At 71.6% G+C, this 24,239-nt stretch carries 27 protein-coding genes and 1 tRNA gene; 20 read left to right on the top strand and 8 right to left on the bottom strand.

The features are described 5' to 3' along the window. The first annotated feature begins 137 nt into the window (after window positions 1-137). From ABD785_RS01075 to ABD785_RS01055, 5 genes are all read left to right on the top strand, one after another. Complete coding sequence (locus ABD785_RS01075) at window positions 138-395, top strand: hypothetical protein (protein WP_344821208.1); 258 nt, start codon at window positions 138-140, stop codon at window positions 393-395. Between the two features lie 474 nt (window positions 396-869). Next, a complete protein-coding gene (locus ABD785_RS01070; RefSeq protein ID WP_344821207.1) occupies window positions 870-1,376 on the top strand; it encodes a hypothetical protein in 507 nt (168 codons plus the stop codon). 45 nt (window positions 1,377-1,421) lie between these two features. Beyond that, window positions 1,422-1,757: a hypothetical protein gene (locus tag ABD785_RS01065; protein ID WP_344821206.1), complete on the top strand. Its 336-nt coding sequence runs from the start codon at window positions 1,422-1,424 to the stop codon at window positions 1,755-1,757. 141 nt (window positions 1,758-1,898) lie between these two features. Continuing rightward, entirely contained in the window at window positions 1,899-2,144 is a 246-nt protein-coding gene (locus ABD785_RS01060) for a hypothetical protein (protein ID WP_344821205.1), read from the top strand. 394 nt (window positions 2,145-2,538) lie between these two features. Beyond that, a complete protein-coding gene (locus ABD785_RS01055; protein WP_344821204.1) occupies window positions 2,539-2,940 on the top strand; it encodes a PPOX class F420-dependent oxidoreductase in 402 nt (133 codons plus the stop codon). A 12-nt stretch (window positions 2,941-2,952) separates the two neighbouring features. On the opposite strand, the gene ABD785_RS01050 is transcribed toward ABD785_RS01055, so the two are convergent. From ABD785_RS01050 to ABD785_RS01040, 3 genes are all read right to left on the bottom strand, one after another. Further along, window positions 2,953-3,462 (bottom strand): nitroreductase/quinone reductase family protein, encoded by a 510-nt coding sequence (locus ABD785_RS01050; RefSeq protein ID WP_344821203.1) that lies wholly within the window; start codon window positions 3,460-3,462, stop codon window positions 2,953-2,955. A gap of 62 nt (window positions 3,463-3,524) precedes the next feature. After that, window positions 3,525-3,983, bottom strand: coding sequence for an anthrone oxygenase family protein (locus tag ABD785_RS01045; protein ID WP_344821202.1), 459 nt, complete (start codon window positions 3,981-3,983; stop codon window positions 3,525-3,527). After that, the gene (locus ABD785_RS01040; RefSeq protein WP_344821201.1) at window positions 3,976-4,488 is read right to left on the bottom strand and encodes a DinB family protein; all 513 of its coding nucleotides are present in this window, start codon (window positions 4,486-4,488) and stop codon (window positions 3,976-3,978) included. Before ABD785_RS01040 ends, ABD785_RS01045 begins: the two co-directional genes overlap by 8 nt. 92 nt (window positions 4,489-4,580) lie before the next feature. Between ABD785_RS01040 and ABD785_RS01035 the strand changes: the two genes are divergently transcribed. After that, entirely contained in the window at window positions 4,581-6,155 is a 1,575-nt protein-coding gene (locus ABD785_RS01035) for an OmpA family protein (RefSeq protein ID WP_344821200.1), read from the top strand. Between the two features lie 173 nt (window positions 6,156-6,328). Here the strand turns inward: ABD785_RS01035 and ABD785_RS01030 are convergent, their stop codons facing one another. Further along, entirely contained in the window at window positions 6,329-6,619 is a 291-nt protein-coding gene (locus ABD785_RS01030) for a Fe-S cluster assembly protein HesB (protein ID WP_344821199.1), read from the bottom strand. Between the two features lie 103 nt (window positions 6,620-6,722). On the opposite strand from ABD785_RS01030, the gene ABD785_RS01025 reads away from it, so the two are divergent. The 8 genes from ABD785_RS01025 to ABD785_RS00990 all read left to right on the top strand — a co-directional run bounded on the left by ABD785_RS01025 (window position 6,723) and on the right by ABD785_RS00990 (window position 15,230). Further along, a tRNA-Arg gene (locus ABD785_RS01025) sits at window positions 6,723-6,798 on the top strand. A gap of 22 nt (window positions 6,799-6,820) precedes the next feature. Further along, a complete protein-coding gene (locus tag ABD785_RS01020) occupies window positions 6,821-8,134 on the top strand; it encodes an SDR family NAD(P)-dependent oxidoreductase (protein WP_344821197.1) in 1,314 nt (437 codons plus the stop codon). After that, window positions 8,134-9,243, top strand: a complete 1,110-nt coding sequence (locus ABD785_RS01015; RefSeq protein WP_344821195.1) for a leucine-rich repeat domain-containing protein — start codon at window positions 8,134-8,136, stop codon at window positions 9,241-9,243. The genes ABD785_RS01020 and ABD785_RS01015 overlap by 1 nt, the downstream gene beginning before the upstream one ends. Beyond that, the gene (locus ABD785_RS01010; RefSeq protein WP_344821194.1) at window positions 9,240-10,901 is read left to right on the top strand and encodes an ankyrin repeat domain-containing protein; all 1,662 of its coding nucleotides are present in this window, start codon (window positions 9,240-9,242) and stop codon (window positions 10,899-10,901) included. The genes ABD785_RS01015 and ABD785_RS01010 overlap by 4 nt, the downstream gene beginning before the upstream one ends. Further along, a complete protein-coding gene (locus ABD785_RS01005) occupies window positions 10,898-12,064 on the top strand; it encodes an AAA family ATPase (RefSeq protein ID WP_344821193.1) in 1,167 nt (388 codons plus the stop codon). Before ABD785_RS01010 ends, ABD785_RS01005 begins: the two co-directional genes overlap by 4 nt. Next, entirely contained in the window at window positions 12,061-13,251 is a 1,191-nt protein-coding gene (locus ABD785_RS01000; protein WP_344821192.1) for a vWA domain-containing protein, read from the top strand. The genes ABD785_RS01005 and ABD785_RS01000 overlap by 4 nt, the downstream gene beginning before the upstream one ends. Before the next feature lie 23 nt (window positions 13,252-13,274). Continuing rightward, window positions 13,275-14,225: an aldo/keto reductase gene (locus ABD785_RS00995; protein WP_344821190.1), complete on the top strand. Its 951-nt coding sequence runs from the start codon at window positions 13,275-13,277 to the stop codon at window positions 14,223-14,225. An 84-nt stretch (window positions 14,226-14,309) separates the two neighbouring features. After that, window positions 14,310-15,230: a DMT family transporter gene (locus ABD785_RS00990; RefSeq protein ID WP_344821189.1), complete on the top strand. Its 921-nt coding sequence runs from the start codon at window positions 14,310-14,312 to the stop codon at window positions 15,228-15,230. Here the strand turns inward: ABD785_RS00990 and ABD785_RS00985 are convergent. From ABD785_RS00985 to ABD785_RS00975, 3 genes are all read right to left on the bottom strand, one after another. Continuing rightward, window positions 15,170-16,321: a cytochrome P450 gene (locus ABD785_RS00985; RefSeq protein WP_344821188.1), complete on the bottom strand. Its 1,152-nt coding sequence runs from the start codon at window positions 16,319-16,321 to the stop codon at window positions 15,170-15,172. The genes ABD785_RS00990 and ABD785_RS00985 overlap by 61 nt on opposite strands. After that, on the bottom strand, window positions 16,318-16,758 hold the full coding sequence (locus ABD785_RS00980; RefSeq protein WP_344821187.1) for a 2,4'-dihydroxyacetophenone dioxygenase family protein: 441 nt from the start codon (window positions 16,756-16,758) through the stop codon (window positions 16,318-16,320). Before ABD785_RS00980 ends, ABD785_RS00985 begins: the two co-directional genes overlap by 4 nt. 64 nt (window positions 16,759-16,822) lie before the next feature. Beyond that, complete coding sequence (locus ABD785_RS00975) at window positions 16,823-17,416, bottom strand: TetR family transcriptional regulator (RefSeq protein ID WP_344821186.1); 594 nt, start codon at window positions 17,414-17,416, stop codon at window positions 16,823-16,825. Window positions 17,417-17,503: 87 nt separating this feature from the next. On the opposite strand from ABD785_RS00975, the gene ABD785_RS00970 reads away from it, so the two are divergent. The 5 genes from ABD785_RS00970 to ABD785_RS00950 are packed head-to-tail and all read left to right on the top strand — an operon-like array spanning window position 17,504 to window position 20,528. Continuing rightward, entirely contained in the window at window positions 17,504-18,634 is a 1,131-nt protein-coding gene (locus ABD785_RS00970; RefSeq protein WP_344821185.1) for an alkane 1-monooxygenase, read from the top strand. Beyond that, entirely contained in the window at window positions 18,631-18,789 is a 159-nt protein-coding gene (locus ABD785_RS00965) for a rubredoxin (RefSeq protein WP_344821184.1), read from the top strand. The genes ABD785_RS00970 and ABD785_RS00965 overlap by 4 nt, the downstream gene beginning before the upstream one ends. A 2-nt stretch (window positions 18,790-18,791) precedes the next feature. Beyond that, complete coding sequence (locus tag ABD785_RS00960; protein WP_344821183.1) at window positions 18,792-18,974, top strand: rubredoxin; 183 nt, start codon at window positions 18,792-18,794, stop codon at window positions 18,972-18,974. Beyond that, the gene (locus tag ABD785_RS00955) at window positions 18,967-20,037 is read left to right on the top strand and encodes an NAD(P)/FAD-dependent oxidoreductase (RefSeq protein ID WP_344821182.1); all 1,071 of its coding nucleotides are present in this window, start codon (window positions 18,967-18,969) and stop codon (window positions 20,035-20,037) included. Before ABD785_RS00960 ends, ABD785_RS00955 begins: the two co-directional genes overlap by 8 nt. Then, window positions 20,034-20,528: a YceI family protein gene (locus tag ABD785_RS00950; protein ID WP_344821181.1), complete on the top strand. Its 495-nt coding sequence runs from the start codon at window positions 20,034-20,036 to the stop codon at window positions 20,526-20,528. Before ABD785_RS00955 ends, ABD785_RS00950 begins: the two co-directional genes overlap by 4 nt. A 12-nt stretch (window positions 20,529-20,540) precedes the next feature. On the opposite strand, the gene ABD785_RS00945 is transcribed toward ABD785_RS00950, so the two are convergent. After that, on the bottom strand, window positions 20,541-21,518 hold the full coding sequence (locus ABD785_RS00945; RefSeq protein WP_344821180.1) for a hypothetical protein: 978 nt from the start codon (window positions 21,516-21,518) through the stop codon (window positions 20,541-20,543). A gap of 205 nt (window positions 21,519-21,723) precedes the next feature. Here ABD785_RS00945 and ABD785_RS00940 point away from each other — a divergent pair, with 205 nt between their 5' ends. After that, window positions 21,724-24,210, top strand: a complete 2,487-nt coding sequence (locus ABD785_RS00940) for a DUF7824 domain-containing protein (protein WP_344821179.1) — start codon at window positions 21,724-21,726, stop codon at window positions 24,208-24,210. Window positions 24,211-24,239: the final 29 nt, after the last annotated feature.

The following is a 24,239-nucleotide window of genomic DNA, read 5'->3' as shown; positions in this document are numbered from 1 at the left end:
CGGTCGGATGCACCGTCGTCGGTCGGGCCGCCGGGCCGATCGCGGAAGACCCGAGGATGGACCGGCACGCCGCCACTCGACGTCCACGCGGCCTGGCCGCACGCCCGATCATCTGGCTCCCGCGGATGTATTCCCCCATGCACGCCTTCGTCACCACCATGCTGGATACCGGCGTCGACCTGCGCGGCGTCCAGATCACCGCACGCCACGCCGACCCCCCGCACGACGATGCGCTCGACCGCGCACACAACCTCGACCGGCACCCCAACTACATCCTCGCTGCCTTCAGTGAGGTGATCTCAGCGGCGTTTCCCGTGACCTCGTTTGCCATGCTGCCCGGCTGCTGGGGGCCGAACGGCAGCCGCGCGGGACTTCGAGGGGCATCCGTGCGCTGACCCCGTTCTGGCAGGCGATCCTGGTCCTCTGCTCTTTCAGCGGCGAGAAAGGCATTCCCCGGCTCGGCCGCGACCATCGCATTTCGCGGGCCACCGCCTACCGTCACGTGGACGAAGGCATCGGCGTTCTCGCAGCTCAGGCGCCCGACCTCGGGGATGGCACCTGCCCGCCGCCATCCCGGCAACGTCCAGGCGGTCACCTGGCCGAAACCTGGTGAGATCACCTCAGTTGAGTGAGAATTTCAGATCATCCAAAAATCTCACTAGATTTGCGCAAAATCATTCGACGGGTAACTTCTGGCCGGGCCAAGTCGCGTGCACATTTCGGGTTGCCCTATCCCCGTAGGGATTCGTCTGAGGGTCGGATGGGTTGATGATCTTCTTGAAGCCCCTGGGCGCGCGAATCGGGCAGGTTAGTCTTGATTGAGTGAGGCCAAAAGGGGAGAAGTCGCATCTTCAGGAGGAGGGGTTGTCATGCCCCTTGAGTTTGGGAGCTTTGGATCCACAGAACTCCTGCGTGCCTACCGAACGCTGGGAATCGCGCCCGGGGATCTTGTCTCCGTCATCGAGGAAGAGGCCGATCGCGCCATAAGCGAGGCCGGGGGAAATCGACGGAAGGCGATCAATCTCGGGTTTCTGCGCATGCATGGCCATGGCCTGATCACTGATTCGGACTTGAAACGTCTAGAACGAGTCAGCCGCATTGTTTTCGACGTTGAGTCCGGCAAGCAGTCCTCCGGTGAGGCCTCGGCAGCGATCGACGCGCTCTTCCGCGAATCACTAGACGATCGGACGGCGAGTCAGATGGGCTCCACGATGGTCGGTGTCAGCTATTCCGCGAGAAATAGCACGGTCGCCCCGGCTGCGGGCCTGTTCGGCATGCTGATCGGCGCGCTTCTCACCGGCGGGTCCGGAGGAATGCTGATAGGGGGCCTGGTCGGCTGGGGCGTCGGCAAGGTATGCGGCGACGAAGAAGACTGACCGGCGCCGTCCGCTGAGTACCAACATACGACTGAGGAGATGCACGTGGCGATACTCATCATCAGATCAATCGTCTGCAAGGAGCAGGCGGAGACCTTCACGGATGAGCTGTACGTGACGTTCAACGGAGTAAAAATATCCTTGCCGAATATGACTCGGGGTCAGACGGAGGTTCTCGACGACGAGTTCATATTCGAGGGGGCGTCACAGCTGAGCCTGTTTGAGAATGATGGCGATCATTGGTACGACCGGGACGACTTCATCGCCTCGAACACCATTACCGAAGCGCCACTCGACACAACGCTCGAATTCAAATCGTCGAGCGGCAATGCCCTGGGCGCGCACTATGCACTAGATGTGAGTGTTACAGCGGGTCCGTAGGGGAAGCTCCAGGAGTCCCCGAGGAGGTCCCGCTCGCAGCGTTGCATCACGCGGCCCTACAGGGAAGGCCAAGTCACCATGCCAGTCAGAGAGAAGTTCGTCCGTGCGGGAGACTGGAGAACCTTGGAGACCTTCTGGAACGTGACCACCACTGCATGGTTCCGGGATCCGGCTGGCGCCGAGGTAAAGATCCGTTACTCAGGCTGGTGGTTCGGTGCCGACCGGCAGCGCCAGCAACTCGACGGATCCGCAGTGAGGCGACTCACCATCAGTCGATGGTCTCTATTCACTGCTCGTCTCCAGATCCGGGTAGATGGCGACACCGCGGTCATCTATGTGGTCGAGCCCGGTAACGTCGCGAACCTGCCACCCGGCATCTCCTTCTAGAAGGGGCGTAGGTCGGGTTCCGCGCCAGGATGGACAAGGGCGTTGCGCTGAGCAGGCAGCCCGTAAGTCCGCGGACACCGCCTCCCCCCCCGCGCCTGGGAACTGGCCAACCACCGCGAACACGGCATCGTCCCCTCATAGGCCGTACGGCCTTGACCAGGCTCAACCGCGATCAACGCGGCGTGGAGACCGGACGGGCCAGTCCGGCGGCGTGGCCGGACGCGGGAGCTAACGGCATCCCGGAACGCACTCATCTGCCGCGGACAGGGTGCAGGGTCGGTCTTCGCGCCGGTCTGGAGGGCGCACTGTCAGGTGCTCCTCCGACCCGCCGGGCACGCACCTGGACGCTGTTCGCCACGGGTGCCTGCTTCGGAACAGGCTCTACACTCCGGGGATGGCTGAGACCTCGCTCGACCGGCTCGCCGCCGGGAAGTATCTGCTGGTGACCACCTACCGCAAGGACGGCACCGCGGTCCCCACGCCCGTCTGGGTCGTCAGGGACGGGGACGCCCTCGGCGTCTGGACCGTCACCGATTCCTACAAGGTCAAGCGCATCCGCAACAACCCCAGCGTCAAGGTCGCCCCCTGCGACCTGCGCGGCAACAGGACGGGCGACGACGTCGCGGGCGTCGCCGCGATCTGCTCTCCGGAGGAGACCGAGGCCTACCGCAAGCTCCTGCGCCGCAAGTACGGCCTCCTGGGGCTGGCCACTCTTCTCGGGAGCCGTCTTCGTCGCGGCGCGGACGGGACCATCGGCATCCGCATCACTCTCGCCGAGGACCCGCCCGCGAGCTGAGCGACCGAGCTTTCAGGAGGGGAGGAGCCGGAGGACGGGGATGTCGCGGCCCGCGGTGGACGCCTCTTCGCGGTAGGTCGCGTAGACCGGGAAGACCTGGTCGGCGAGGGACCACAGGCGCGGCAGGTCGTCCTCGGCGGCGGCTTCGGCGCGGAACGGACACCCGTTGAACAGGACGTCGGGGTGGGACCTGGCGTTGTGGTACCAGGCGGGATGGGCCGGGGCGCCGGCGTGGGAGGCGACGATGACGACCTCCTCGCCGTCGTGGAAGTAGATGACGACGTTGCGGCGTGTCAGTCCCGACCGCGCGCCTCGCGTCTCCAGGACGCCGGTCGGCAGCAGGAGCCCCATGCCGAGGCGGCCTCCGGTGAGCCGCATCAGCCGGACGTCCGTCCGCCACATCATCTTGGTGGTGAACAGGCGCCGGGCGGTCCGGGTGCCGAGGAACCGCAGGAACGCCCGGTGGAAGGGCCCGTGCGGGGCCAGTGGATCGACGTGGGTGACGGCCTGCCGGTCCGGCATGGGGGACTCCCCGCATCGGGAAACACGGACCAGACCACACTAACCGCACGTTTTCGCGATCTTCAGAGGGCCGCCACGTAGCAGCCGGCCGAGGCGAGGGAGGCGAAGAACCGGACGTGGTTCCAGCGGGTCCACTCCACGAGATAGCGGTTCCAGTACGCCTCGTCGTCCGGCCCCGTCTTCGCCAGGGCGTCGTTGCGGGGGATGTTGAACCGGCCCGTGACGGCCACCGCGCCGGCGAGGTAGAGCAGCGCACCTGTGATCAGGAGCGGGCTCTCGTTCCGGTCGGCCAGCCACCAGACGCCCACGACCAGCCCGAGCAGCGCGGGACCGAGGAACCCGAGCATGAAGACCGGGTTCGGCACCGCCCGGTTGATCGCCCGCATGGCGTCGCCGCCCTCGCCCGGCGGAAGGAGCGCGAGGCCGGGCATCACCCCGGTGGAGAAGGCGAAGAACAGTCCCGCCGCGACCCCGGTGTTCAGGGCGGCGGCGAAGGTCAGCGCGTGCAGGAGGTCACTCACCGGTGGCTCCGTCGATCAGTTCCCGCACGGCGTCGAGCTGGCCCGCGTGCCGGGCGTACTCCTGCAGCACGTGGAAGAGGATCCAGCCGAGGGTCGGCGCCGGTTCGCCACCGCCGAACCGGCCTCCGGTCGCCGCGACGGTGTCCAGGGCGTTCTTCTCCACGACGCTCCTGGTCAGATCGGCACCCTCGCCCAGCAGCCCGGTGTACTCCGCGACGCTCCCGGGCGCCGTCCACCGGTCGCCGGGACCGCGGTCGGCCCAGGGATCCGGCAGATCCTCGCCGAGGAAGCCCCACCGGATCCAGCGGCGTTCCATCGCGGCGAGATGGCACAGCAGCTCGGCGGGGGTCCACCCGGACGGAAGGGGCGAGAGCCGGGCCTGATCCTCGCCGAGGCCGTCCAGCTTGCGGACGATGACGCCGCGGTAGTAGTCGAGATAGCCCAGGAGCAGATCGCGCGGGTCGCTCAAGGTCACGGGCGGCTCGGCGCCCGGCCGGATCGTCATACTCGAGGAGACTACGTGAGAGTCTCCCGTTCGGGTGAGCCGCATCCGTGGTTGGATATCAGCTGCGAAATCCGGCTATTCGCGGGGGAATCATGCGGTTCACAGCGGCGTTCGCGTCCGTCGTCCTCATCGCCTCGGCGGCAGGAGCCTGCTCGGGCGGGGACGAGAAGAAGCCCTCCGATCCCGGCGACCGGACGAAGGCTCCCGCGCCCACGGCGTCGGCCTCCACCTCGGCTTCCGGCCTGCCGGGGCTGACGAAGGAGGGCTGGTTCGGCATCGGGGTGAAGCTGCACGCCCGGGTCGAGATCAAGAACGTCGAACGCCGTCAGGACCGCTCCGTCCTGCACTTCACGGTCACCTCCCTGGACGACCGTCCGGTCATCCCGCAGAACGCGTTCGGCCACGCGCTCGGTGACTTCAGGGCCTACCGGATCCCGCTGGTCGACCCCGTGGGCCGCAAGATCTACCACCCGCTGGTGAACGCCTCCCGTGACACCCTGGGCAGCGTCCAGGGCCGCTACCTGCCCGGCGTGGTCTACGAGGCCGTCGTCTACTACCCGCCGATCCCGGAGGGGGTCGAGGTGGTCACCGCCCTCACCGCGGGCACGGCCGGCGAGTTCACCGGGGTGCCGGTGACCGACGACCCCGCGCCCCCCCCCGCGCCGGTCGCACCCCAGGAGGCCCCGGCCGGGACCGTCGCCTCATGGCCGCTGCGCGACGACCCCGACGCCCGCCCCGTCGTCCAGAACCTCTACGACATCACCGAGGGACCGGTCGAGGAGACCACCTCCAGCGGGGTCGAGCAGAAGGTCGGGCTGCGCACCGACGTGCTGTTCGCGTTCAACTCCGACAAGCTCTCGGGCAAGGCGAAGGCCGTCCTCGACGAGGTCGCCGAGGAGACGAAGGCCAAGGCCGACCCTGCCAAGCCGCCGATCCGCGTCATCGGCCACACCGACAGCAAGGGCACCGACCCCTTCAACCGGAAGCTGTCGCTGCGCCGCGCCCAGACCGTCGAGCGGGAACTGCGCGCCCGGCTGGGCGGCGCCTACAAGTACGTGTCGGAGGGCAAGGGCGAGAGCGAGCCCATCGCCCAGGAGGGCGGGCCCACCGACGCCGCCGCCCGCTCGCGGAACCGCCGCGTCGAGGTCTCCTACCAGATCAAGCAGGAGACCCCCGGCACCACGGTGACGACCACCGCGAGCGCCCAGACGGGCGGCATCGGACGCCCCGCCCCGTTCAACGCCGACGACGGACAGATCGTCGCCAGCAGGTTCGCCAGGTTCCGCGAGCAGAAGCGCCGCATCGACGTCCACCCGTTCTACCGCGACGGCGCCTACCTGGTCGCGGTCTTCGACATCCAGAGCCTCGGCGCGGGCGGGCTGCCCGCCGCCGCCGACTACACCCACATCGACTACCTCGGCGGCGAGTTCACCGCCTTCTCGGTGATCGACCCCAGGACCCAGGACGTCTACCGGGCCGTCCGGATGGGCCCCGACCAGCGGGGTCCCGACGAATACGTGGACCCCGGCTGGGCGACCTTCCGCCAGGCGGAAGGCGAACCCAACCGGGGCTTCTTCTACGTTCCCGCCCCTCCCGACGACGTCAAGGTCGTGACGTTCGACGGCGGCCCGTTCGGAAAGGTCCTCGAGGTACCCATCCGCGACTAGGGGCTGTTTCAAAGTCGGCGCCCGTGGCGAGCGGCGTCCAGGTGCGTGCCTCGCGGGGGCGGAGGAGGGAGTCGACCTGGTTGGGTCGGCGACCGACGACAACCTCGCGAGGTGCGTGCCTGGGCGCCGCGCAGTAGGGCAGTTGACTTTGAAACAGCCCCTAGGGCTCTGAGTCAGTGCTCGGGCTGGAGCCCCAGCATGAAGGCGATGTCGCCGTTGCCGTCGACCTCGGCGTCGAGGACCTTGTCGTCGAGGGCGTTCGCCGCCTCGGGGTCGAGGAAGACCCGGGCGCCGTCCTCCTCGATCACCTGGTCGCCCGCGAGGGGCTCGGGGGTGAAGCCGACCGCCAGCGTGGCGGGGGTATCGGGCGTGGGCGCGATGCGCAGTCCCCCCGTGTCGGCCACCTCCGGCTGGGCCGTCAGGTTGCGGATCACGGTCACGGCCGTGTCGGTAAGCGTGAGCACGGTGTTACTCCCTTCGTTGGTGAACCCGCCCTACCCCTGATATCCCGCTTCACGCTTTTCCGGTTCGAGAGTGTCGTACCGGTTCGCTAAGATCATGCGTGGCAAGGCCGTAGCGCAGAGGTCGTCGCGCCCGAGCTGCGAGCTGGAGGACGTCGGTTCGAATCCGACCGGCCTTGCCACCCCGAACATCGAAGGAGCGTGATGTCGGCCGAGCTGGAGACCTGTCTCCGGGTGCTCGCGCAGGCCCGCGCGGCGGACCCGGACGACCCGGGCTGGGCCGAGGTCCGCGAGGCCGCCGCCCAGCTCTACCGGTCGGGCAAGAAGCAGCGGAAGAACGCCCGGCACGCCGAGCGGGCGGCCCACGACCGCGCTCTGGCCGCGTCCACGCTGCGGTACGCCGATCCCCTCGCGGTGGCCCCCGCCGATACCGGGGGCGCGGGAGGGCGGCTGCGCGGTGAACGCCGCTGCTATGTCTGCAAGACCCCCTACCGTGACGTCCATCCGGTCTACCACCAGCTCTGCTCCCCGTGCGTGGCGGAGAACCTCGCCCGCAGGGACGCCCGGTGCGATCTCACCGGCCGCACCGTCCTGCTCACCGGCGGCCGGATCAAGATCGGTTTCCATCTTGCGCTGAAGCTCCTGCGGGACGGCGCCGAGGTCATGGTCACCACCCGGTTCCCGCGCGACGCCGCCCGCCGCTTCGCCGAGGTCCCCGACGCGGGGGAGTGGCTGCACCGGCTGCACCTGCACGGCGCCGACTTCCTCGATCTCGGTGACGTCGCCGGGCTCCTGGAGGCCGTCCACACCCGGTTCGGCCATCTCGACATCCTCATCAACAACGCGGCGCAGACCATCCGCCGTCCGGCCGCCTACCACCGTGAGGTCCGCGCGGCCGAGACGCTGCCGCTGACCGGTCCCGCCGCCCGGATCCCGCTGACGTCCGGAGCGGCCACCGGGCTCGCCGTCCCCGCCGCGGAGCAGTTCTTCCCGGCCGGCCGCGTCGACGAGACGGGCGAGCCGCTCGACCTGCGCGAGCGCAACAGCTGGACCCTGCGGCTGCACGAGATCGACCCGGCGGAGTGGATGGAGACCCAGCTCGTCGGCGCGTTCGTGCCGTTCCTGCTGACCGCCAGGCTGCGCCCCCTGCTGGAGGCCTCACCGCGGCCCGACCGCTACGTGGTGCAGGTCTCGGCGATGGAGGGCAGCTTCTCACGCGAGAACAAGACGGTCCGGCACCCGCACACGAACATGGCCAAGGCGTCGCTGAACATGATGACCCGCACCTCGGCGCGCGACTACGCGGCGTCGGGAGTGCACATGAACAGCGTGGACACCGGCTGGGTGACCGACGAGCGCCCGCACCCGGACAAGAGCGCCCACCGCGAGGCCGGGTTCCGGCCGCCGCTCGACGTGGTCGACGGCGCGGCGCGCGTGTACGACCCCATCGTGCGCGGCGTCGGCGGCGCACCCGTCAGCGGGCTTTTCCTGAAGGACTACCGAGGGGTGGAGTGGTGATGGAGACCCGTTGCCCGGCGATCGAGCATCCCGATCTGCCGCGGGCCGACCCGGCCCTGCTGGACGGTCTGATCGAGCGGCTCGCCGATCCGGCGCCGATCACCGGGACGGAGGCGTTCGCCCTCGGCACGCTCCAGCCCGACGGCCGGGTCGACCTGTGCAAGCAGGGGCTGCGCGGAGAGGGCCTCGCCCGGCTGCTGCCGGCCCTGTTCGCCTCCTCCCACGCGGTCCATCTGCTGCTGGGCACCAACGGCCTCGGTGACGCCGCCGCGTTCGCCCTGCCGGAGGGCCACGGGCTGCGCACGCTCTACCTGGGCTGCAACAGGATCTCCGCCGAGGGCGCGACGGCCGTCGCCGGGCATCTCGCGGACGACACCGAGGTCCGCGCGCTCTGGCTGAAGCGCAACCCCGTCGGCGACGCGGGCGTCCTGGCACTGGCCGCGATGCTCCGCCGCAACACCACCCTGCGCACGCTCGACCTGGTCAACACCGGCGTCACGGGAACCGGCCTGCGGGCGCTGCTGGAGGCCCTCCTCGACCGTCCCGCGCCGATCGAGCGCCTGTTCCTGGGCGGCAACGGGCTCGGTCCCGACGTCGCGGGCGTCCTCGCCGCCCTGGTCCGCGAGGCCGGGGTCCGCGAGCTCTACCTCCCCTCGAACCACCTCGGTGACGAGGGGGCGGCGATCCTGGCCGCGGCCGCCGATCCCGCCCGTCCGCTCAGGCTCGGGCTCGGCGGCAACGGGCTCACCGCCGCGGGCGTCACGGCCCTGGCGGCCGCGCTGCCCGGGCTGGAGAGCCTCGACCTCGGCCGGCCGCCGTCGCAGCGCGCGCTGGGCGCCCCCGACAACGTGATCGGGGACGAGGGCGTCACGGCGCTCGCCGCCGCCCTGCCCGGCAGCCCGATCAGCCGGCTGGAGCTGCGGCACACCTCCTTCACCGGACGCGCGGCCAAGGCCCTGCTCGGCAGCGTCCGGGAGGGGACCCGGCTGGAGTACGTCGGGCTCGGTCCGGGTCTTCCGCGCAAGGTCAAGCGCGGGCTGGCCGGACATCTGCGGCCCGCCGCCCCGGTCCACCCCGACCTGCACGCCATCGGGAGCGTCTACCGATGAGGCGTCGGCCGTTGAGGACCGACGCCTGCTTCCCGCCGGACGAGCTCGCCAGCTGGGTCGCCGTCCGCCGGTACGCGGTGCCCGCCTGGATGATCGAGAAGTCGGCCGCACGCCGCGAGGCCGGCGACTGGCGGGGCGCCTGCGAGGCCGCCAACGTGGACGTCGAGTTCGACCTGGCGAAGGTCGCGGCGGAGCACGGCGAGGAGACCGCCCGCGCGCTCGAGGCCGACCTCCTGGAGCTGGCGCCCGACCTGCTGCGCTGGCACCTGCCGCGGATCCTGCACGGCCACTCCGCCCTCAGCACCGACCGGACCTTCCTGCTGTCCGGCACGGACCCGTGGCTCCAGGTCAGGACCCGGACGATCGTGAGCGGCACGCAGCGCCTGCGGCTGCTGTTCGATTCCGCCGACGACGCCACGAACCTGGACGACTGGACCGACGCCCGCCACCTGTGGTCGGCTCCCGGCAGCGCCGGCCTGCGCGAGAGGATCGGCGGCACCCCGTTCCTGAGGGCCGACGGCACGGCCGAGACCACCGGGAGCCTGGCCGAGCGGGTGATCCTCGCGCAGGAGGACGGCCGGACCGAGGAGGCCTGGGAGCTGGCGGGCGTCACGCTCGACCGCACCGTGGACCGCTCGTCGAGATACGTGAGCGATCTCGGGAAGGTCCTCCAAGGCGAGCCGATCAATATCCCGGTGCTGGCCGACGAGATCCGCCGGGCCGGCCGCAAGAAGGCCTGGCTGAAGCTGCACTGGGCGACCGCGGTGGAACTCCGTCTCCTCGACGACGGCGGGATGAGCGTGGCCGCCGCCTCTGCCGATCGCATGAAGCGGCGCAGGGCCCTGCCCGAGGCCCTCTTCCGCAGGCTGCCCGATCTCGACCTGCTCCGGCACGGCGCGATCGGTGTCGCGGAGCTGCATCCGCTCGTCGTGGCGTCGCTGTTCCCCGGCTACGACGGCCCGGTCACCGGCCCGCCGGGCCCTGGGACGCCCGCTGCGGTCCGGGTCCGCTGCAAGGAGGGCGCCTGGCACGAGATGCGCGGTGGCGTCGCGACCGCCCACGCCGCGGAGGAGCGCCGCCGCGAGCAGGCGCTCAAGGCGCTCGGCGGCAAGGTGACGGGCTGCTTCGCCGTCGAGGAGCACTGGCGCGGACAGGAGGGCCGGCTGCCCAGAGGCCTGCGCGCCCAGCGCAAGGAACTGTTCGCCCGGGCGCAGCATGGTGACGAGGCCGGGGTGCTGGCCCTGCTGGAGGCGGGCCTCGATCCGAGGGCCCGCGACGGCCGCGACCGCACCCTCCTGCACTACCTGCCCTGCGTTAACCACACCGAGCTGCTGCCCCTCCTGCTCAAGGCGGGAGTCGACCTGGAGGCCAACGACCAGGAGGGACGCACCCCGCTGCTGTTCGCGGTCGGTCACGCAGGGCCCGAAGCGCTCGTCCGAGCCCTCATCGACGCGGGCGCCAGGACCGACTGCACCGACGACTCCGGCAGGTCGCTGCGCCATCTGGTCCGCCTGATGAAGCGCTATGAGCTGCGCTTCCTCTACGACCAGGTCTCCGACGACATCGGAGAGGACTGGTACGGCGAGTACTACGACGAGGACGACGACTACGACTGGGACTCCCCGGAGGAGCAGGACGAGCGGGGGCCGGGCGCATGACCGACGGGCTTTCCGTAGCCGACGACCTGATCACGAGGATCTCGGCGTCGCGGATCGAGGTGAAGGCCGACCCGCATCTGGAGGCGCTCGGCCTGGCGGTGTCGGCGAACCTTCCGGTGCTGCTGTGGGGTGAGCCGGGCATCGGCAAGTCGGCCGGGATGCGGCAGCTCGCGGCCGGGCTCGACCTGCCGCTCGAGACCGTGATCGCCAGCGTGCACGAGCCGTCGGACTTCGCCGGGCTGCCGATCATCGGTGACGATCCGGCGACCCAGGGCGTGCCGATGGCCCCGCCGGACTGGGCCGTCAGGCTCGCCGCCACCGGCCGGGGGATCCTCTTCTTCGACGAGCTGTCGTCGGCGCCGCCCGCCGTCCAGGCCGCGCTGCTGCGGGTCGTGCTGGAGCGGCAGGTCGGCAGCCTGACGCTGCCGGAGGGGGTGCGGATCGTCGCGGCCGCCAACCCGCCGTCCAGCGCCGCCGACGGATGGCATCTGAGCCCGCCGCTGGCCAACCGGTTCGTCCACCTGTACTGGACGCACGATCCGCGCACGGTGGCCCGCGGCATGTCCGGGATCTGGCCCGCCGCCCCGGTCGCCAGGGTCCAGGAGCACCGGGTTCCGGGCGCGGTCGCCAAGGCCCGCGGCGCGGTCTCGGGGTTCCTGACCGCCCGTCCAGGCCTGGTCCACCAGCTTCCGGGCGACGCCGAGGCGCGCGGCGGGGCGTGGCCGTCGCCGCGGACCTGGGAGATGGCGCTGAGGCTGCTGGCCGTCTCCTACGCGGCGGACTCGAGCGCGGAGGCGCTGTCGGCCGCGCTGGTCGGGGCGGTCGGCGACGGGCCCGGCATCGAGCTGATCTCCTACCTGGAGAACCTGGACCTGCCCGACCCCGACCGGGTCCTCGCCCACCCGGAGTCCTTCGCGCTGCCCAAGCGCGGCGACCGGCAGCTCGCCTTCCTCACCGCGATCGTCGCGGCCGTCTCCGCCGATCTCACCAGGGAGCGGTGGGAGGCGGGCTGGGTCGTCCTGGCCAAGGCCGTGGACGCTGGGGTGCCCGACGTGGCGGCCCGCGCGGCGATGGACCTGGCGGTGCTGCGCGAGGAATCCTGGCCGGTCCCGTCCGGCATCGACGCCTTCCTGGACGTCCTGTCGCTCTCGGGTGCCCTGTGACGGTCGAGGAGCCCGCCGCCCTCGACCGCACGAAGATCCTCGCCGCCCGCTACAAGGCCGCGGGCGACCGGCCCTACCTGGCCTCCGCGCTGTACGCGATGACCATCATCGGCACCGACCACGTTCCGACGATGGGCGTCGACCGGCACTGGCGCTGCTACGTCTCGCCCCGGTTCGTCGCCGGGACGCCGGTGCCCGAGCTGGCGGCCGTCCTGATCCATGAGGTGTCGCATCTGCTGCGCGACCACCACACCCGGGCGGACCGGCTCCCGGCGGCCGCCCAGCGCGACCCGGTGCGGACCAACCTCGCCCAGGACTGCGAGATCAACGACGACCTGCTCTCCGACCGGCTGCCGCTCCCGGCCGGCCGGGTCGTCCCCGCGGACTTCGGGCTGCCCGCAGGGGAGCTGTTCGAGACCTACCTGCCGCGGATCCCGCCCACCCCGCATGCCCACGACTGCGGTTCGGGCGCGCACGGGCAGGCCAGGGCCTGGGAGCTGCCCGGCGCGGCGGAGGGGGTCGGGACCGTCGAGGGCGACGCCCTGCGCCGCACTACCGCGGAGGCGATGCGCTCCCACGAACGGTCCCGCGGCTTCCTGCCCGGCGGCTGGAAGCGCTGGGCCCAGGAGATCATGGAGCCGGTGGTCGACTGGCGGACCGTCCTGGCCGGGGCCGTCCGGGAGGCCGTGGCCTGGGCGGGCGGTGCCGTCGACTACACCTACCGGCGTCCGTCCCGGCGGACGGCGGCGCTGCGCGGTGTCGTCCTGCCGAGCCTGCGGCGCCCGCTGCCGCGGGTCGCGATCGTCGTCGACACCTCGGGGTCCATGGGCGAGGACGATCTCGGCGCCGCGATGGCCGAGATCACGGGGGTCCTGCGCGAGGTCGGCGTCCGGGGCAACCGCGTGACGGTCCTGGCCTGCGACGCCGACGTCCACGCGGTCAGCCGGGTCGTCTCCGCCGAGCAGGTCGTCCTCGGCGGGGGCGGCGGCACCGACATGCGCGTCGGCATCGAGGCCGCCCGCGCGGCCCCCGAACGCCCCCAGGTGATCATCGTCCTGACCGACGGGTACACACCGTGGCTGGAGGCTCCCGCGTCGTCCCGGCTGATCGCCGCCCTGATCGGGGCCGATCCTCCGGCGCCGCCCGCCTGGGCCGAGACGGTCCGCATCCCGCCGGGAATGCCTTGATCAGCTGAGGCGTTGGTTCCAGGGTGACCTTTGAACTCGTACGCGTCGGCCGGTCCGACCTGCATGTGTCCGCACTGAACCTGGGCGGGAACGTCTTCGGCTGGACGGCCGACGAGGCCGCCTCCTTCGCCGTGCTCGACCGGTTCGCCGAGGTCGGCGGCAATTTCGTCGACACCGCCGACGCCTACTCCGCGTGGGTGCCGGGCCACACCGGCGGGGAGTCCGAAGAGGTGATCGGCCGCTGGATGGCGGCGCGCGGGAACCGCGACGAGATCGTGGTGGCGACCAAGGTCGGCTCGCACCCGGAGTTCAAGAACCTCAGGGGCGAGACGATCAAGGCGGCGGCCGAGCAGTCGCTGCGGCGGCTCGGAACCGACCGGATCGATCTCTACTACACCCACTTCGACGACGAGAACACGCCCGTCGAGGAGATCATCACCGCCCTGGACGCGCTCGTGAAGGCGGGCAAGGTCCGCCAGATCGCGGTCTCGAACATCAGCGCCGACCGGCTGCGCGCGTCCCTGGAGTTCTCCGACCGCGAGGGCCTGGCCAAGTACGTGGCGATCCAGCCCCACTACAACCTCGTCTCCCGCGACACCTACGAGGGCGAGAAGGCGGCACTGGCCGTCGAGCACGGCCTGTCCGCGATCCCCTACTTCGCCCTCGCCGCGGGCTTCCTGACCGGCAAGTACCGCCCGGCCGGCCCGGCCGTCGACAGCCCCCGGGCAGGCGGAGCGGCCAAGTACCTCGACTCACCGTCCGCGTTGAGGGTCCTCGACGCCCTCGACAAGATCTCCGCCGACCGGGGCGTCGAGCCCGCCACCGTGGCCCTGGCCTGGCTGAAGGCCCAGCCGACCGTCGCCGCTCCCCTCGCCAGCGCCCGCAGCCTCGACCAGCTCCCCGCACTCCTGGCCCTCGCCGACCTCGATCTGGGCGACGCCGACCTCCGCCTCCTCACCGAGGCTTCGGACTGACGGCGGATATTCCGGACTGACGCGGAAGTAAGTAGCCACGCTAGGTTTGTCCCTGACATTCAGGGATTGATCGGGGTGGATGCCATGAGTCGCCGGGGCATGATGCTGTTCCTCGCGATGAGCGTGATCTGGGGGATCCCCTATCTGCTCATCAAGGTCGCGGTGGAGGGGGTGTCCGCTCCGCTGCTGGTGTTCGCGCGCTGTGCGATCGGGGTGATCGTGCTGTTGCCGCTGGCGGTGCGGGGCGAGGGGTTCTCCGTGCTGAGGGGGCATGGGAGGTGGATCGCGGCGTTCGCGGTGCTGGAGATCTTCATCCCGTGGTTGCTGCTGTCGCATGCGGAGAAGGAGCTGACGAGCTCGCTGAGCGGGCTGCTCATCGCGTCGTCGCCGATTCTCAGCGTGGTGTTCGCCAAGATCGCCGGTGGGACCGAGCGGCTGGGCCTGGTGCGGTGGGCCGGGCTCGGGCTCGGGTTCGTCGGGGTGGCGGTGCTGGCGGCTCCGGGTCTGACCGGCGGGGACGCGCTGTCGGTCGTCGAGGTGCTGCTGACCGCCACCGGGTACGCGGTGGCGCCGATCATCGCCGACCGCAAGCTTCAGGGCGTTCCGACGATGCCGCTGACGGCGGTCTGTCTCGGCAGCGCCGCGCTCTTCTATCTGATCCCCGCGGCGTTGACCCTGCCGGACGAGATGCCGTCCGGCAAGGTCATCGCCTCGATCCTCGCGCTGGGGCTGATCTGCACGGCCCTGGCGTTCGTGGTGTTCCTCGCGCTGATCGGCGAGGTCGGGCCGTCACGCGCCCTGGTCTTCACCTACGTGAACCCGGCCGTCGCGGTGACGGCCGGGGTCCTGCTGCTGGGCGAGCCGCTCACGGCCGGGATCCTCGCGGCGTTCGCGCTGATCCTCACCGGCTCGGTGCTGGCGACACGTGCCCGGCGGGGCGGCGATCAGGGGAGCAAGGACAGCGGTGCCGACCTCAGGCCCGCGACGACCGGTGAGCCGTTGTAGACGGGGTCGCCCGCCCGCTCCAGCCGTGAACAGCGCGCCGCCAGCTCCTCCAGGACGATCCTGATCTCCATGCGGGCGAGCGCGGCGCCGAGGCAGAAGTGGGGCCCGAAGCCGAACGCCAGATTGAGGGCGGGAGAGTCGCGGGTGATGTCGAACCGTCCCGCGGTGGGGCCGAACGCCTCGGGGTCGTGGTTGGCGGAGCCGTAGAGCAGCATGAGCTTCTCACCGGCCGCGACCTTGGTCCCGCCGATCTCGACGTCCGCCGAGGCCGTCCGCAGGAAGTAGACGACGGGGGAGGTCCAGCGCAGGATCTCCTCCACCGCCCCCGGCATCAGCGACGGCCGCTCGCGCAGCAGGTCCCACTGGGCGGGGTCGTCGGCGAAGGCCAGCATCCCGCCCGAGATCGCGTGCCGGGTCGTCTCGTTGCCGGCGACGAGGAGCTGGATGAGGAACATCACCAGCTCGGCGTCCGTCAGGCGTTCACCGTCCAGCTCCAGGGTGGCGAGCTGGGAGATGACGTCGCCGCCCGGCTCCGCGCGCCGGGCGTGGGCCTGGCCGACCAGGTACAGGCCGCACTCCATCCGCAGGGCGTTCCGCTCCTCCTCCGGAAGGGTGGACGCGCCGGGCACGAACGCGTCCGACCAGCGGTGGAACTTCGGCCAGTCGTCCTCGGGGATGCCCAGCAGCAGGCAGATCACCTGGAGGGGCAGCGGGACCGCGAAGTCGGCGACCGCGTCGGTGATCCCCGCGTCGAGCAGGATCCGGACCCGGCTGCGGACGTCGTCCTCGATGCCGCGCAGCACCGACGGCCGGAACGCGGGCGCGACCAGGCCCCGGTAGCGGGTGTGGTCGGGCGGGTCGGTGTGCATGAGGGTCGGCGGCGTCTCGTAGGTCGTGCCGAGCTCCTCGATGAGGATGCCGTCGCGGTTGCGGAACGCGGCCGGGTCGGTGACGATCCGGTGCACGTCGGCATGGCGCGACACGATCCACAGCGGCAGCTCGGCGTGGCGGACCAGCCCCTTCCCGCGGAACCCGGCGTACAGGTCCAGGGGATGGCCCGCGCCGTAGGAGGCGGAGGGGAAGTCCTTCACTGCAGGATCCCCTCGGGACGGGGCGTGCCGCTCATGTCGCACAGCAGGTGGTAGGCCTCGAGGATCGAGGCGCCGTCGACGACCCCGGAGACCGTGCCCTCCTTGTCGTACTCGATGAAGGCCCCCTCGACGATGAAGAGGACGTCCGCGTCCTCGACGGCCGTCAGGGTGTGCGTCGAGGACGCGGGCTCGTGCACGAAGGTCCCCGCGGTGTACAGGACCTCCTGCTCGGCGTAGCACCAGGTGCCGCTGAAGGTGTAGGCGTTCACCTGGCCCGTGTGCTTGTGGGTCGGCAGCTGGAATCCGGCCTTGAACCGGTTGCGGACCACGAAACCCTCCGTGGAGACCCGCAGCAGCTGGATCCCCACATCACCCGCCCACACCCACGGAATGTCCTGCTCGTTCACATGCCCGACCAGCGGGGTCGCCTGCGTCATCGGTGGCTCCTCGTCCTTGACTCAAGCAAACGCTAGGTTTGCGAGGTGGTCGAGCGCAAGGGGATCATCGTTCGGGCAGGCGGGCGACCCTGATGACGGCGAGCGCGATCCGGGCCGCGGAGACCTCCGGCGGCCCGACCGGCTGGACGATGTGGCTGACCGACAGCCGCACGGCGGTCTCGACCGCGAGAGCCCGGTCGGCCGCCGCGACCTGCGGCCAGGCCTCGCCGGTGTGTGCCTCGAGCATGGCGCTGGCCGTGTCGATCAGCGGTTCGGAGCGGGTCGTGAGATGGGCGAGGAGATCGTCGTCGCCGCCGCGGGAGCTGGTGAGGATGCTCTTGAGCAGCGGATTCTCGGCGGCGGCTGCCAGGGTGTAGCCGACGGCGGCCTCGAAGGCGTCCTGCGGATCGTCGCGGTGGGCGTCGAGGTGCTGGGCGATGCCGGTCAGGAACCGCTCGACCTCGCGCATCACCAGCGCCTGGCCGATCGCGTCCTTGGTGCCGTACTCGGTGTAGACGGTCTGCCGGCTGACCCCCGCCGTCGTCGCGATGTGCGCCATCCGCAGCCCGGCCCATCCGTTGCCGGTGACCAGCTCGTAGGCCGCGTCCAGCAGGCGCTCCTTGAGGAGGGAACGCACCGACTCCCTGTACTCCGTCACGTATGTCACTGTAGCGGCCATTGACAGTTTGCGAGCCGATGTCTAGTTTTTGGACACTAAAGAGGCAAAATGTCCAGTGGAGGCGTCGTGGAGACCACGTGGGTGGATCCGAAGAAGTACCTGTGGCTGCTCGGCCTGTTCGTGCCGTCCTTCCCGTTCGTGGCCTGGGGCCTGGCCGAGCTGACCGGGGCCGGCGTCTTCTGGTGGTCGGGGCTGATCCTGCTGTTCGTGATCTTCCCCCTGCTCGACCAGCTCGTCGGCACCGACGCGGTGAACCCGCCCGAGCGCGTGCTCGCCTGGCTCGAGGGGCAGAAGTACTACCGCTGGTGCACCTACGCCTTCCTGCCGCTGCAGTACGCGGGCCTCGCACTCGCCTGCTGGCTGTGGACGCGCGGCGGGCTCACGGCCGTCGACAAGACCGGTCTCGCCCTGACGATCGGCGTCGTCGGCGGAGTCGGCATCAACACCGCCCATGAACTCGGGCACAAGAAGGAGTCCGCGGAGCGCCTGCTGTCGAAGATCGCGCTCGCCCAGACGGGCTACGGCCACTTCTACATCGAGCACAACCGGGGCCACCACGTCCGGGTCGCGACGCCCGAGGACCCGGCCAGCTCCCGGCTGGGCGAGACCTTCTGGCGGTTCCTGCCGCGCAGTGTGTGGGGGAGCCTGCGGTCGGGCTGGCACCTGGAGAAGGCGCGGCTGGCCCGCTCCGGCAGGGGGCCGTGGCGGATCGGCAACGACGTCCTGAACGCCTGGGCGATGAGCGCCGCGCTGTTCGCCGTCCTCACGCTCGCCTTCGGGCCGTCGGTCCTGCCGTACCTGGCGATCCAGGCGGTGTTCGGGTTCTCACTGCTCGAGGTCGTGAACTACCTGGAGCACTACGGCCTGCTGCGGCAGCGGACCGCGTCCGGGCGGTATGAGCGGTGCACCGCCCAGCACAGCTGGAACAGCAACAACATCGCCTCGAACGTCCTGCTCTACCACCTGCAGCGGCACAGCGACCACCACGCCAACCCCACCCGCAGGTACCAGGCGCTGCGCCACTTCGACGAGGCGCCCGAGCTGCCGTCCGGCTACGCGACGATGATCGTCCTGGCGTACGTGCCGCCGCTGTGGCGCCGGGTCATGGACCGCAGGGTCATCGCCCACTACGGCGGCGACGTCTCCCGCGCCAACCTCCAGCCCGGACGGCACGCCCGCTACGGGGTGGCCGCGTGAGGCACCGCTGCCCCGTCTGCGACTACGTCTACGACGAGACCACCGGGGAGCCCCGCGAGGGCTTCCCCGCCGGAACCCCCTGGGCCGACGTGCCCGACGACTGGTGCTGCCCCGACTGCGGGGTCCGCGAGAAGATCGACTTCGAGAGGGCCTGACCATGGACGAGTACAAGCTGTGGGAGTGCCTGGTCTGCGGGCTGCGCTACGACGAGGCCGAGGGCTGGCCCGACGAGGGCATCGAGCCCGGCACCCGCTGGGCCGACCTGCCCGCCGACTGGACCTGCCCCGACTGCGGCGCCGCCAAGGCCGACTTCGAGATGGTCGAGGTCTCCCGTGCCTGACCCGTCGCGTCCCAGCCGGATCGTGATCGTCGGCACCGGGATCGCGGGCACGACCGCCGCGCTGACCCTCAGGGACGAGGGGTTCACCGGCTCGATCGTCCTGGTGGGCGCCGAACCGGCCGAGCCCTACCGCCGGCCGCCCCTGTCGAAGGACCTGCTGGCCGGGCGCGTCCCTGCCGAACGGCTCCGGATCAAGGCGCCGGAGTACTGGGAGACGCGGGGGATCGGGCTGCGGACCGGAACCGAGGCCGTGGCGGCGGGGGAGGGGCGGGTCCTGCTCGCCGACGGCGCCTCACTGCCCTACGACCGGCTGCTGCTGGCCACCGGGGGACGTCCGCGCACGCTGCCCGGCGCGTCCACGCTGCGGACCCTCGGCGACGCGCTGGCGCTGCGGGCGGCGCTCGACGACGGCCGTCCGCTGGCCGTCGTGGGCGGCGGCCTCGTCGGGCTGGAGGTCGCGGCGACCGCCCGGGGCCTCGGCGCGGACGTCACGGTCGTCGAGGCGGCCCCCCGGGTCCTCGGCCGCATCCTGCCGGGACCGCTCGCCGAGCCGATCGAGCGGCTGCACCGCGAGCACGGCGTGGAACTCCACACCGGCCGGGCCTTCACCGGCGCGGCACCGGGCACGCACGTGCTCGCGGCGATCGGGACGGAGCCCGAGACAGGGCTCGCCGAGCGCGCCGGCCTCGCGGTCGCCGACGGGATCGTCGTGGACGCCCGGCTGGCCACCTCCGATCCGGCGGTCTACGCGGCGGGCGACGCCGCCAGGACCCCGTCGGGACGGCGCGAACACTGGTCCGACGCCCAGGCGCAGGGCGTCACGGCCGCCCGGAACATGCTCGGCGCCGCGCTCCCGCACACCGCGGCCCCCTGGTGCTGGTCCGACCAGTACGGCCTGACCCTGCAGATCTGCGGAGCGCTCGAGGGCGAGCAGAAGATCGACGGAGACCCCTCGGAGCTCGACGCCTCGGTCTCCTTCATCAGCGACGGCGTCCTCACCGGCGCCGTCTGCTTCAACCGCCCGAAGGACTTCCGCACCCTGCGGGCTAACCTGGGCACATGATCGACGGAAGACTCCAGGTCAGCACGGCACGCGCGGGCCTCGGCCGGAAGGTCGGCCACGACCTCCTGCTCGAGCCCGCCCGCTGGAACGTCACCCGCACGGCGGACGGCGTGGAGGTGACGGTCGAGGCCGCCTCCCTGGAGGTCGTCGAAGGGACGGGCGGGGTCCTGCCGCTCACGGACTCCGACCGGCGGGAGATCGGGAAGAACCTCCGCAAGATCCTCGACGTCGCCCGCCACCCCACCATCACCTTCCGGGCCGCGGTCGAGGGCGGCATCGGAGTCGAGGGCGGCACCGAGGCCGTCGGCGAACTGACCGTCAGGGGCGTCACCCGGCCGCTGCGCGTCACGGCGGCCGTCGAGGACGGCCACGCCAGGGGCGACGTCGTCATCCGCCAGTCCGACCACGGCATCAAGCCGTTCTCCGCCTTCTTCGGCGCCTTGAAACTCGCCGACGAGGTCACCGTCACCTTCGACCTCACCGAAAGCTGACCCGGGACGCGCTCAGTCGTCCAGTTTCTCGGATTCGCCCCAGGCGGGGCCCTGTGCGGGCTCCTGGACGGTGGGGGCGTCCTCGGGCCAGGGGGTCGGGGTGAGGACCGTCCCGGTCAGGACGGGCTTCGGCCGGTGCTTGCCGTCGTCGGGGCGGCGGCGGACCCGCTGGCCGCGCCGGAAGACCAGGACCGCGGCGAGCGCGCAGGCGGCGAGCAGGGCGCCCAGCCAGAGGCTCTGGCCGAGGGCCAGCGCGGCGGGGACCTCGTCCTGGCTGCCCGTCAGCGAGGTGTCCGGCGGGGTGCTCTCGCCGCCCGGCGGCTGGTAGGTCGTGACGTCGCTCGGAGCCGTCGTCAGCAGGCCGCCCGCTCCCGGGGTGATCGAGGTGGTCGGCGCGACCGTGACCCCGTTCGTGGTGGTGGGGACCGTCGGCAGCATCGGGTCCGTCGGCGGGACGACCGGGGTGAAGGAACTGACCGGCGGGGTCGTCGTGGTCGTCGAGGGCGGGGTGGACGGCGGGGACGACGGTGTGGTGCTGGAGGGCGTCGAGCTCGGCTTCGGGCTCACCGGGGCCGCCGCCCGGAACTTGATCTTCTTGTACTCCCAGGCGGCCTTCACGTTCTCGGCCCTCGTCCAGACGCCGAGCGTCACCGTGACCGGGGAGGTCCTGGCCTTCAGCTTGATGGTGAACGGGACCGTCGCGCCGCCGGAGTCCACGTCGCCGAGCTTGCAGTAGCCCTGCGGCGAGCGGGTGCACAGCGCGCTGATCGAGACACCGGTCTTGGGATCGGCGGAGAAGGAGAGCGTCGCGTTCGTGGCGGCGTCGCCGGTCGCGGCCACCCAGACCTGGGCCTGCACGTTCATCCCGCTGCGCGGTGTCGCCGTCGTGACCGTCGTGTGCACCACCAGGGTGCTCGCCGCCGGTTCGGCCGCCGCCCCGCCGAACGGGAGCGTCGCTAGCAGGCCACAACCGAGAAGCAGTCCGGTCACCGGAACGCGCATAACAGGGAGTTCCTCCCGCGAATTGGGGGTCGACGTCCCTCAGGGGAGGGTCTGAAGGTCAGCCGATACTACTGGATATTGCGTAAATGTCGGTGACTGTCCCCAGTGTTTCCCGAGTGCTCCCCGGGGATTAAGGCGAGACGGTAGAACATCAGTCTCGGCTCGGCCCCCTCACCCCCCGGGAGCACGAAGCATGACTGTCATCGGCGACCCCTGGGCCGCCGTCCGCTCCGCGATCGACGCGGGGCGCGGCGAGAGCGTCGCCCCCCTGGTGCGCGCCCTGCCGGAGGACGGCCGCCTGCGCGTGGCGGGCGAACTGCCCCGCTACTGGCGCAACCTCCCCGAACCACTGCGCGAGTCCCGGCGGACGGCCGTGCTGGCCGCGGGCGCGGGCTGCCTCGAGAGCCCGGCCGCGGCCGCCACCTGGCTGATGCGCCGCGACCTGCGCGATCCCGCGGCCGACTCGGCGGCCGACGTCCTGGAGGCCGTCGCGGGACGGCCCCCGGCCTGGCGGATGGAGCTCGGCGGCAGGCTGGCGGCCCGGCTCGGCCTGGCCGAGCAGCTCCGCGGCCGGGACGGACGCGCCGACTGGGGACTCGCCGCCGGCCTCATCGGGCCGGGCGGAGCACGGACCCCGGCGGAGAAGGCGTTCACCGCGGGCTGGGTCTCGGCCAGAAGAGGAGCCGAGGGCCGGGCGGAGGACGATCCGTGGTTCTCCGAGCTCGCCCTCAGGGTCTTCGAGATCGACGGCCTCGGAGTCCTGCTGGACCGCGAACCGGAGGAGCGGTCCGGCTGGCTGCGCGCCTTCACCCGGCATCCGGACCGCGGCGCCGTCCTCGACGGGCTCATGGGCCGCCTCCTGCGCGGCGGCACCCCGGCCGAACTGCGCTGGTTCGTTCGCCTGCACGAGGCGATGGACCCGGACGAGCGGGAACGCTCCGCCCGGCTGGGCGACTACCTGGGCATGCTCGCCTCGGGACCCGCGCCCGTCGCGGACCTGGCGTTCCGGCAGATCAGGCTCGCAGACGCGTGGTCACCACTGTCCGACGAGGAATTCGCGGAGGCCGCCGAGAGCCTGATGGACCGGAGGGAGAAACGGCTCGTCCGCGACACCCTGGCATGGATGGAGCGCTCCGCCCACACCCCCGCGCGATCGGCCGCCGCGGTGCGGGCGGCCGTCACCGGCTTCGGCCACGAGGACCTCGATCTCAGGGAACGGGCGGTGCGGCTGGCGGCGGCCCACCTCGACGATCCCGCGGACGTCGCCGAGGCCGCCACCGGGCTGCCCTCGGGCCTGCGGCGGCTCCTCGGCCTGACGCCCGGAAGGAGCGGGGCCGTCCCGCCGCCACGTCCCCGCCCGCCCGCCGTCACCGAGCTGGACGACCCGATCCGCTCGGCCGCCGAACTGGCCGACGCGGTCGCCGAACGGCTGGCCACGCCCGATCGCGGCTGGGCCGAGGGCGAACGGCTGCTGGCCGGGCTCGTCACCCACGGCCCCGACGCCGCCGAGCGGCTGGAGGTGATCGTCCGGGCGGCCAGGCCCTGGATCCTGACCGGCGCCCGCGAGTACGTCCGGGGGACCAACGCCGTCCTGCGATCGCTCATCCAGCCCTCGGCCCGGCCGCACTGGGCCCGGCTGTCACTGCCGCCCGAACGCCGCCTCCTCGGCGACCGCGACCGTCCGGTCCCCGAGCTGGTGGTCTCCGGGCGGTTCGACGAGGCGGCCCGGCGGCTGGGAGAGCAGCCGATCCTGCTCGCCACCCCCACCCACTCCACCGGGCACGTCGACCCGGACGTCCTCACCGGGCGGCTCGGCATCTTCGAACGCGAAGGCGTGGAACCCGGCCCGCTCGACCTGGAGCAGGCACTGCTGCGGCTGCCGCGCTCCGCTGGCCCGACCCCCGCCACCCGGGCGCTCCGCTCGGCCGCGGGAAGACGGCTGCACGCGGTACTCAGCGAGGGCCCGCCCGAACCGGTGGTCACCATCGGCTGGCCCGGCCTGGCGGCACGCTGGGACACCGCCTCCGTCACCGGCTCAGCCCTCGGCGAGATCGCCTACCGGGAACCGCGCGGCCCGTCCTTCCCCGGCGGCACCGGCTGGTGGCCGCCCATCCTGCCCTCCCACCCCGACCTGGTCGCCGCCCACCTGCTGGCCTGGGCCGACCGCAAGGCGGCCACCTTCGCCCCGACCGTCGAGGCGCTGACGGACGCCGGAGCCCCCGCGGGCAAGGCCACCGCCACCGTGCTGCTGCTCGCCCTGGCGGGAGAGCGGCCCGACGACCGCGCCGCGGGGGTCCGCGGGCTGCTGGCGGCCGCAGCCCACGGCTCCCCTTCCGCCGCCGTCCTGGGAGAGGCGCTGGCCGACGCCGTCGAGGAGATCAAGCTCAACCGGCTCGCCCGGTCGGCGTCCGAGGCGATCAGGGGCGGCGCCGACCTCTGGCCGATGTTCCGGGCCGCGCTCCCCGCCCTGCTGCCGGTCATCGGGGAGCGTCCCCGGGCCGGGCTGCCCGAGTTCGTCGCCGCAGCGACCCTCAACGCCGAGCTCCACGCGGTCACCGACTCCGTTCCCGGGCTCCGCAGCGTGACCAGCAGGGGCGGCTCCAGCAGGCTTGTCGGCGAGGCCACGGGGCTGGAGCGAGCGTTGTCTCACATTGAGGACAAATCAGTGAATCGAGGGTGATGAGCCGGTATTCTTCCGATGATCTTTTG

The sequence above is a fragment of the Actinocorallia longicatena genome (assembly GCF_039534125.1).
Taxonomy (GTDB): domain Bacteria; phylum Actinomycetota; class Actinomycetes; order Streptosporangiales; family Streptosporangiaceae; genus Actinocorallia; species Actinocorallia longicatena.
This window is presented reverse-complemented; position numbering and strand designations above follow the sequence as displayed.

Bases quoted from the DNA above. Each gene is read 5' to 3' on its own strand.
- ABD785_RS01075 (WP_344821208.1), top strand. From the start codon at position 138: ATGCACGCCTTCGTCACCACCATGCTGGATACCGGCGTCGACCTGCGC.
- ABD785_RS01070 (WP_344821207.1), top strand. From the start codon at position 870: ATGCCCCTTGAGTTTGGGAGCTTTGGATCCACAGAACTCCTGCGTGCC.
- ABD785_RS01055 (WP_344821204.1), top strand. From the start codon at position 2,539: ATGGCTGAGACCTCGCTCGACCGGCTCGCCGCCGGGAAGTATCTGCTG.
- ABD785_RS01050 (WP_344821203.1), bottom strand. From the start codon at position 3,462: ATGCCGGACCGGCAGGCCGTCACCCACGTCGATCCACTGGCCCCGCAC.
- ABD785_RS01040 (WP_344821201.1), bottom strand. From the start codon at position 4,488: ATGACGATCCGGCCGGGCGCCGAGCCGCCCGTGACCTTGAGCGACCCG.
- ABD785_RS01035 (WP_344821200.1), top strand. From the start codon at position 4,581: ATGCGGTTCACAGCGGCGTTCGCGTCCGTCGTCCTCATCGCCTCGGCG.
- ABD785_RS01020 (WP_344821197.1), top strand. From the start codon at position 6,821: ATGTCGGCCGAGCTGGAGACCTGTCTCCGGGTGCTCGCGCAGGCCCGC.
- ABD785_RS01015 (WP_344821195.1), top strand. From the start codon at position 8,134: ATGGAGACCCGTTGCCCGGCGATCGAGCATCCCGATCTGCCGCGGGCC.
- ABD785_RS01010 (WP_344821194.1), top strand. From the start codon at position 9,240: ATGAGGCGTCGGCCGTTGAGGACCGACGCCTGCTTCCCGCCGGACGAG.
- ABD785_RS01005 (WP_344821193.1), top strand. From the start codon at position 10,898: ATGACCGACGGGCTTTCCGTAGCCGACGACCTGATCACGAGGATCTCG.
- ABD785_RS00990 (WP_344821189.1), top strand. From the start codon at position 14,310: ATGAGTCGCCGGGGCATGATGCTGTTCCTCGCGATGAGCGTGATCTGG.
- ABD785_RS00980 (WP_344821187.1), bottom strand. From the start codon at position 16,758: ATGACGCAGGCGACCCCGCTGGTCGGGCATGTGAACGAGCAGGACATT.
- ABD785_RS00960 (WP_344821183.1), top strand. From the start codon at position 18,792: ATGGACGAGTACAAGCTGTGGGAGTGCCTGGTCTGCGGGCTGCGCTAC.
- ABD785_RS00950 (WP_344821181.1), top strand. From the start codon at position 20,034: ATGATCGACGGAAGACTCCAGGTCAGCACGGCACGCGCGGGCCTCGGC.
- ABD785_RS00940 (WP_344821179.1), top strand. From the start codon at position 21,724: ATGACTGTCATCGGCGACCCCTGGGCCGCCGTCCGCTCCGCGATCGAC.